Origin of the sequence: Gilliamella sp. B2923, assembly GCF_026536565.1 — a bacterium.
Taxonomy (GTDB): domain Bacteria; phylum Pseudomonadota; class Gammaproteobacteria; order Enterobacterales; family Orbaceae; genus Gilliamella.
This window is the reverse complement of record NZ_JAFNNZ010000021.1, coordinates 1-6665: the sequence shown is the minus strand read 5'-3', so window position 1 is coordinate 6665 and position 6665 is coordinate 1. Positions and strand designations below refer to the sequence as shown.

The following is a 6665-nucleotide window of genomic DNA, read 5'->3' as shown; positions in this document are numbered from 1 at the left end:
CCTTCCGGCTGGCTGGTTTATTGCTGATAAATCTGGAGCCGGTGAGCGTGGGTCTCGCGGTATCATTGCAGCACTGGGGCCAGATGGTAAGCCCTCCCGTATCGTAGTTATCTACACGACGGGGAGTCAGGCAACTATGGATGAACGAAATAGACAGATCGCTGAGATAGGTGCCTCACTGATTAAGCATTGGTAACTGTCAGACCAAGTTTACTCATATATACTTTAGATTGATTTAAAACTTCATTTTTAATTTAAAAGGATCTAGGTGAAGATCCTTTTTGATAATCTCATGACCAAAATCCCTTAACGTGAGTTTTCGTTCCACTGAGCGTCAGACCCCGAAACCGCGACGCTTACAGCTGAAAGCGACCAGGTGCTCGGCGTGGCAAGACTCGCAGCGAACCCGTAGAAAGCCATGCTCCAGCCGCCCGCATTGGAGAAATTCTTCAAATTCCCGTTGCACATAGCCCGGCAATTCCTTTCCCTGCTCTGCCATAAGCGCAGCGAATGCCGGGTAATACTCGTCAACGATCTGATAGAGAAGGGTTTGCTCGGGTCGGTGGCTCTGGTAACGACCAGTATCCCGATCCCGGCTGGCCGTCCTGGCCGCCACATGAGGCATGTTCCGCGTCCTTGCAATACTGTGTTTACATACAGTCTATCGCTTAGCGGAAAGTTCTTTTACCCTCAGCCGAAATGCCTGCCGTTGCTAGACATTGCCAGCCAGTGCCCGTCACTCCCGTACTAACTGTCACGAACCCCTGCAATAACTGTCACGAACCCCTGCAATAACTGTCACGCCCCCAAACCTGCAAACCCAGCAGGGGCGGGGGCTGGCGGGGTGTTGGAAAAATCCATCCATGATTATCTAAGAATAATCCACTAGGCGCGGTTATCAGCGCCCTTGTGGGGCGCTGCTGCCCTTGCCCAATATGCCCGGCCAGAGGCCGGATAGCTGGTCTATTCGCTGCGCTAGGCTACACACCGCCCCACCGCTGCGCGGCAGGGGGAAAGGCGGGCAAAGCCCGCTAAACCCCACACCAAACCCCGCAGAAATACGCTGGAGCGCTTTTAGCCGCTTTAGCGGCCTTTCCCCCTACCCGAAGGGTGGGGGCGCGTGTGCAGCCCCGCAGGGCCTGTCTCGGTCGATCATTCAGCCCGGCTCATCCTTCTGGCGTGGCGGCAGACCGAACAAGGCGCGGTCGTGGTCGCGTTCAAGGTACGCATCCATTGCCGCCATGAGCCGATCCTCCGGCCACTCGCTGCTGTTCACCTTGGCCAAAATCATGGCCCCCACCAGCACCTTGCGCCTTGTTTCGTTCTTGCGCTCTTGCTGCTGTTCCCTTGCCCGCACCCGCTGAATTTCGGCATTGATTCGCGCTCGTTGTTCTTCGAGCTTGGCCAGCCGATCCGCCGCCTTGTTGCTCCCCTTAACCATCTTGACACCCCATTGTTAATGTGCTGTCTCGTAGGCTATCATGGAGGCACAGCGGCGGCAATCCCGACCCTACTTTGTAGGGGAGGGCGCACTTACCGGTTTCTCTTCGAGAAACTGGCCTAACGGCCACCCTTCGGGCGGTGCGCTCTCCGAGGGCCATTGCATGGAGCCGAAAAGCAAAAGCAACAGCGAGGCAGCATGGCGATTTATCACCTTACGGCGAAAACCGGCAGCAGGTCGGGCGGCCAATCGGCCAGGGCCAAGGCCGACTACATCCAGCGCGAAGGCAAGTATGCCCGCGACATGGATGAAGTCTTGCACGCCGAATCCGGGCACATGCCGGAGTTCGTCGAGCGGCCCGCCGACTACTGGGATGCTGCCGACCTGTATGAACGCGCCAATGGGCGGCTGTTCAAGGAGGTCGAATTTGCCCTGCCGGTCGAGCTGACCCTCGACCAGCAGAAGGCGCTGGCGTCCGAGTTCGCCCAGCACCTGACCGGTGCCGAGCGCCTGCCGTATACGCTGGCCATCCATGCCGGTGGCGGCGAGAACCCGCACTGCCACCTGATGATCTCCGAGCGGATCAATGACGGCATCGAGCGGCCCGCCGCTCAGTGGTTCAAGCGGTACAACGGCAAGACCCCGGAGAAGGGCGGGGCACAGAAGACCGAAGCGCTCAAGCCCAAGGCATGGCTTGAGCAGACCCGCGAGGCATGGGCCGACCATGCCAACCGGGCATTAGAGCGGGCTGGCCACGACGCCCGCATTGACCACAGAACACTTGAGGCGCAGGGCATCGAGCGCCTGCCCGGTGTTCACCTGGGGCCGAACGTGGTGGAGATGGAAGGCCGGGGCATCCGCACCGACCGGGCAGACGTGGCCCTGAACATCGACACCGCCAACGCCCAGATCATCGACTTACAGGAATACCGGGAGGCAATAGACCATGAACGCAATCGACAGAGTGAAGAAATCCAGAGGCATCAACGAGTTAGCGGAGCAGATCGAACCGCTGGCCCAGAGCATGGCGACACTGGCCGACGAAGCCCGGCAGGTCATGAGCCAGACCCAGCAGGCCAGCGAGGCGCAGGCGGCGGAGTGGCTGAAAGCCCAGCGCCAGACAGGGGCGGCATGGGTGGAGCTGGCCAAAGAGTTGCGGGAGGTAGCCGCCGAGGTGAGCAGCGCCGCGCAGAGCGCCCGGAGCGCGTCGCGGGGGTGGCACTGGAAGCTATGGCTAACCGTGATGCTGGCTTCCATGATGCCTACGGTGGTGCTGCTGATCGCATCGTTGCTCTTGCTCGACCTGACGCCACTGACAACCGAGGACGGCTCGATCTGGCTGCGCTTGGTGGCCCGATGAAGAACGACAGGACTTTGCAGGCCATAGGCCGACAGCTCAAGGCCATGGGCTGTGAGCGCTTCGATATCGGCGTCAGGGACGCCACCACCGGCCAGATGATGAACCGGGAATGGTCAGCCGCCGAAGTGCTCCAGAACACGCCATGGCTCAAGCGGATGAATGCCCAGGGCAATGACGTGTATATCAGGCCCGCCGAGCAGGAGCGGCATGGTCTGGTGCTGGTGGACGACCTCAGCGAGTTTGACCTGGATGACATGAAAGCCGAGGGCCGGGAGCCTGCCCTGGTAGTGGAAACCAGCCCGAAGAACTATCAGGCATGGGTCAAGGTGGCCGACGCCGCAGGCGGTGAACTTCGGGGGCAGATTGCCCGGACGCTGGCCAGCGAGTACGACGCCGACCCGGCCAGCGCCGACAGCCGCCACTATGGCCGCTTGGCGGGCTTCACCAACCGCAAGGACAAGCACACCACCCGCGCCGGTTATCAGCCGTGGGTGCTGCTGCGTGAATCCAAGGGCAAGACCGCCACCGCTGGCCCCCGGCCTGTTCCGTGCCCTCAAGCGGGGCGAGCGCAAGCGCAGCAAGCTGGACGTGACGTATGACTACGGCGACGGCAAGCGGATCGAGTTCAGCGGCCCGGAGCCGCTGGGCGCTGATGATCTGCGCATCCTGCAAGGGCTGGTGGCCATGGCTGGGCCTAATGGCCTAGTGCTTGGCCCGGAACCCAAGACCGAAGGCGGACGGCAGCTCCGGCTGTTCCTGGAACCCAAGTGGGAGGCCGTCACCGCTGATGCCATGGTGGTCAAAGGTAGCTATCGGGCGCTGGCAAAGGAAATCGGGGCAGAGGTCGATAGTGGTGGGGCGCTCAAGCACATACAGGACTGCATCGAGCGCCTTTGGAAGGTATCCATCATCGCCCAGAATGGCCGCAAGCGGCAGGGGTTTCGGCTGCTGTCGGAGTACGCCAGCGACGAGGCGGACGGGCGCCTGTACGTGGCCCTGAACCCCTTGATCGCGCAGGCCGTCATGGGTGGCGGCCAGCATGTGCGCATCAGCATGGACGAGGTGCGGGCGCTGGACAGCGAAACCGCCCGCCTGCTGCACCAGCGGCTGTGTGGCTGGATCGACCCCGGCAAAACCGGCAAGGCTTCCATAGATACCTTGTGCGGCTATGTCTGGCCGTCAGAGGCCAGTGGTTCGACCATGCGCAAGCGCCGCCAGCGGGTGCGCGAGGCGTTGCCGGAGCTGGTCGCGCTGGGCTGGACGGTAACCGAGTTCGCGGCGGGCAAGTACGACATCACCCGGCCCAAGGCGGCAGGCTGACCCCCCCCACTCTATTGTAAACAAGACATTTTTATCTTTTATATTCAATGGCTTATTTTCCTGCTAATTGGTAATACCATGAAAAATACCATGCTCAGAAAAGGCTTAACAATATTTTGAAAAATTGCCTACTGAGCGCTGCCGCACAGCTCCATAGGCCGCTTTCCTTGCTTTGCTTCCAGATGTATGCTATTCTGCTCCTGCAGCTAATGGATCACCGCAAACAGGTTACTCGCCTGGGGATTCCCTTTCGACCCGAGCATCCGTATGATACTCATGCTCGATTATTATTATTATAGAAGCCCCCATGAATAAATCGCTCATCATTTTCGGCATCGTCAACATAACCTCGGACAGTTTCTCCGATGGAGGCCGGTATCTGGCGCCAGACGCAGCCATTGCGCAGGCGCGTAAGCTGATGGCCGAGGGGGCAGATGTGATCGACCTCGGTCCGGCATCCAGCAATCCCGACGCCGCGCCTGTTTCGTCCGACACAGAAATCGCGCGTATCGCGCCGGTGCTGGACGCGCTCAAGGCAGATGGCATTCCCGTCTCGCTCGACAGTTATCAACCCGCGACGCAAGCCTATGCCTTGTCGCGTGGTGTGGCCTATCTCAATGATATTCGCGGTTTTCCAGACGCTGCGTTCTATCCGCAATTGGCGAAATCATCTGCCAAACTCGTCGTTATGCATTCGGTGCAAGACGGGCAGGCAGATCGGCGCGAGGCACCCGCTGGCGACATCATGGATCACATTGCGGCGTTCTTTGACGCGCGCATCGCGGCGCTGACGGGTGCCGGTATCAAACGCAACCGCCTTGTCCTTGATCCCGGCATGGGGTTTTTTCTGGGGGCTGCTCCCGAAACCTCGCTCTCGGTGCTGGCGCGGTTCGATGAATTGCGGCTGCGCTTCGATTTGCCGGTGCTTCTGTCTGTTTCGCGCAAATCCTTTCTGCGCGCGCTCACAGGCCGTGGTCCGGGGGATGTCGGGGCCGCGACACTCGCTGCAGAGCTTGCCGCCGCCGCAGGTGGAGCTGACTTCATCCGCACACACGAGCCGCGCCCCTTGCGCGACGGGCTGGCGGTATTGGCGGCGCTGAAAGAAACCGCAAGAATTCGTTAACTGCACATTCGGGATATTTCTCTATATTCGCGCTTCATCAGAAAACTGAAGGAACCTCCATTGAATCGAACTAATATTTTTTTTGGTGAATCGCATTCTGACTGGTTGCCTGTCAGAGGCGGAGAATCTGGTGATTTTGTTTTTCGACGTGGTGACGGGCATGCCTTCGCGAAAATCGCACCTGCTTCCCGCCGCGGTGAGCTCGCTGGAGAGCGTGACCGCCTCATTTGGCTCAAAGGTCGAGGTGTGGCTTGCCCCGAGGTCATCAACTGGCAGGAGGAACAGGAGGGTGCATGCTTGGTGATAACGGCAATTCCGGGAGTACCGGCGGCTGATCTGTCTGGAGCGGATTTGCTCAAAGCGTGGCCGTCAATGGGGCAGCAACTTGGCGCTGTTCACAGCCTATCGGTTGATCAATGTCCGTTTGAGCGCAGGCTGTCGCGAATGTTCGGACGCGCCGTTGATGTGGTGTCCCGCAATGCCGTCAATCCCGACTTCTTACCGGACGAGGACAAGAGTACGCCGCAGCTCGATCTTTTGGCTCGTGTCGAACGAGAGCTACCGGTGCGGCTCGACCAAGAGCGCACCGATATGGTTGTTTGCCATGGTGATCCCTGCATGCCGAACTTCATGGTGGACCCTAAAACTCTTCAATGCACGGGTCTGATCGACCTTGGGCGGCTCGGAACAGCAGATCGCTATGCCGATTTGGCACTCATGATTGCTAACGCCGAAGAGAACTGGGCAGCGCCAGATGAAGCAGAGCGCGCCTTCGCTGTCCTATTCAATGTATTGGGGATCGAAGCCCCCGACCGCGAACGCCTTGCCTTCTATCTGCGATTGGACCCTCTGACTTGGGGTTGATGTTCATGCCGCCTGTTTTTCCTGCTCATTGGCACGTTTCGCAACCTGTTCTCATTGCGGACACCTTTTCCAGCCTCGTTTGGAAAGTTTCATTGCCAGACGGGACTCCTGCAATCGTCAAGGGATTGAAACCTATAGAAGACATTGCTGATGAACTGCGCGGGGCCGACTATCTGGTATGGCGCAATGGGAGGGGAGCAGTCCGGTTGCTCGGTCGTGAGAACAATCTGATGTTGCTCGAATATGCCGGGGAGCGAATGCTCTCTCACATCGTTGCCGAGCACGGCGACTACCAGGCGACCGAAATTGCAGCGGAACTAATGGCGAAGCTGTATGCCGCATCTGAGGAACCCCTGCCTTCTGCCCTTCTCCCGATCCGGGATCGCTTTGCAGCTTTGTTTCAGCGGGCGCGCGATGATCAAAACGCAGGTTGTCAAACTGACTACGTCCACGCGGCGATTATAGCCGATCAAATGATGAGCACTTTTAAAGTTCTGCTATGTGGTGCGGTATTATCCCGTGTTGACGCCGGGCAAGAGCAACTCGGTCGCCGCATA

At 59.2% G+C, this 6665-nt stretch carries 7 protein-coding genes and 3 pseudogenes; 8 read left to right on the top strand and 2 right to left on the bottom strand.

Translation table 11 applies throughout. The features are described 5' to 3' along the window. Positions 1–196, top strand: a pseudogene (locus J3U42_RS11955) (class A beta-lactamase); the annotation flags it as partial. A 147-nt stretch (positions 197–343) separates the two neighbouring features. Here J3U42_RS11955 and J3U42_RS11950 read toward each other — a convergent pair. Both J3U42_RS11950 and J3U42_RS11945 read right to left on the bottom strand, forming a co-directional pair. Then, positions 344–625, bottom strand: a pseudogene (locus tag J3U42_RS11950) (IS91 family transposase); the annotation flags it as partial. Positions 626–1156: 531 nt separating this feature from the next. After that, positions 1157–1441, bottom strand: coding sequence for a mobilization protein C (locus J3U42_RS11945; protein WP_000238497.1), 285 nt, complete (start codon positions 1439–1441; stop codon positions 1157–1159). Positions 1442–1639: 198 nt separating this feature from the next. Between J3U42_RS11945 and J3U42_RS11940 the strand changes: the two are divergent. The 7 genes and pseudogenes from J3U42_RS11940 to J3U42_RS11910 form a co-directional block, all read left to right on the top strand. Next, positions 1640–2233 (top strand): annotated as a pseudogene (locus tag J3U42_RS11940) (MobA/MobL family protein); the annotation flags it as partial. A 154-nt stretch (positions 2234–2387) separates the two neighbouring features. After that, a complete protein-coding gene (locus tag J3U42_RS11935; RefSeq protein ID WP_010890157.1) occupies positions 2388–2801 on the top strand; it encodes an IncQ-type mobilization protein MobB in 414 nt (137 codons plus the stop codon). Beyond that, positions 2798–3400 carry a DNA-primase RepB domain-containing protein gene (locus tag J3U42_RS11930; protein WP_324169872.1) on the top strand — a complete coding sequence of 201 codons (603 nt, stop codon included), beginning with the start codon at positions 2798–2800 and terminating at the stop codon, positions 3398–3400. Before J3U42_RS11935 ends, J3U42_RS11930 begins: the two co-directional genes overlap by 4 nt. After that, positions 3282–4121 (top strand): replication protein C, IncQ-type, encoded by an 840-nt coding sequence (gene repC, locus J3U42_RS11925; RefSeq protein WP_267336559.1) that lies wholly within the window; start codon positions 3282–3284, stop codon positions 4119–4121. The genes J3U42_RS11930 and repC overlap by 119 nt, the downstream gene beginning before the upstream one ends. 307 nt (positions 4122–4428) lie before the next feature. After that, entirely contained in the window at positions 4429–5244 is an 816-nt protein-coding gene (sul2, locus tag J3U42_RS11920) for a sulfonamide-resistant dihydropteroate synthase Sul2 (RefSeq protein ID WP_001043260.1), read from the top strand. A 60-nt stretch (positions 5245–5304) separates the two neighbouring features. After that, complete coding sequence (gene aph(3'')-Ib, locus J3U42_RS11915) at positions 5305–6108, top strand: aminoglycoside O-phosphotransferase APH(3'')-Ib (protein ID WP_001082319.1); 804 nt, start codon at positions 5305–5307, stop codon at positions 6106–6108. Then, the coding region (locus J3U42_RS11910; protein ID WP_416379689.1) for an aminoglycoside phosphotransferase family protein at positions 6108–6665 on the top strand (558 nt) is incomplete at its 3' end. The genes aph(3'')-Ib and J3U42_RS11910, both read left to right, overlap by 1 nt.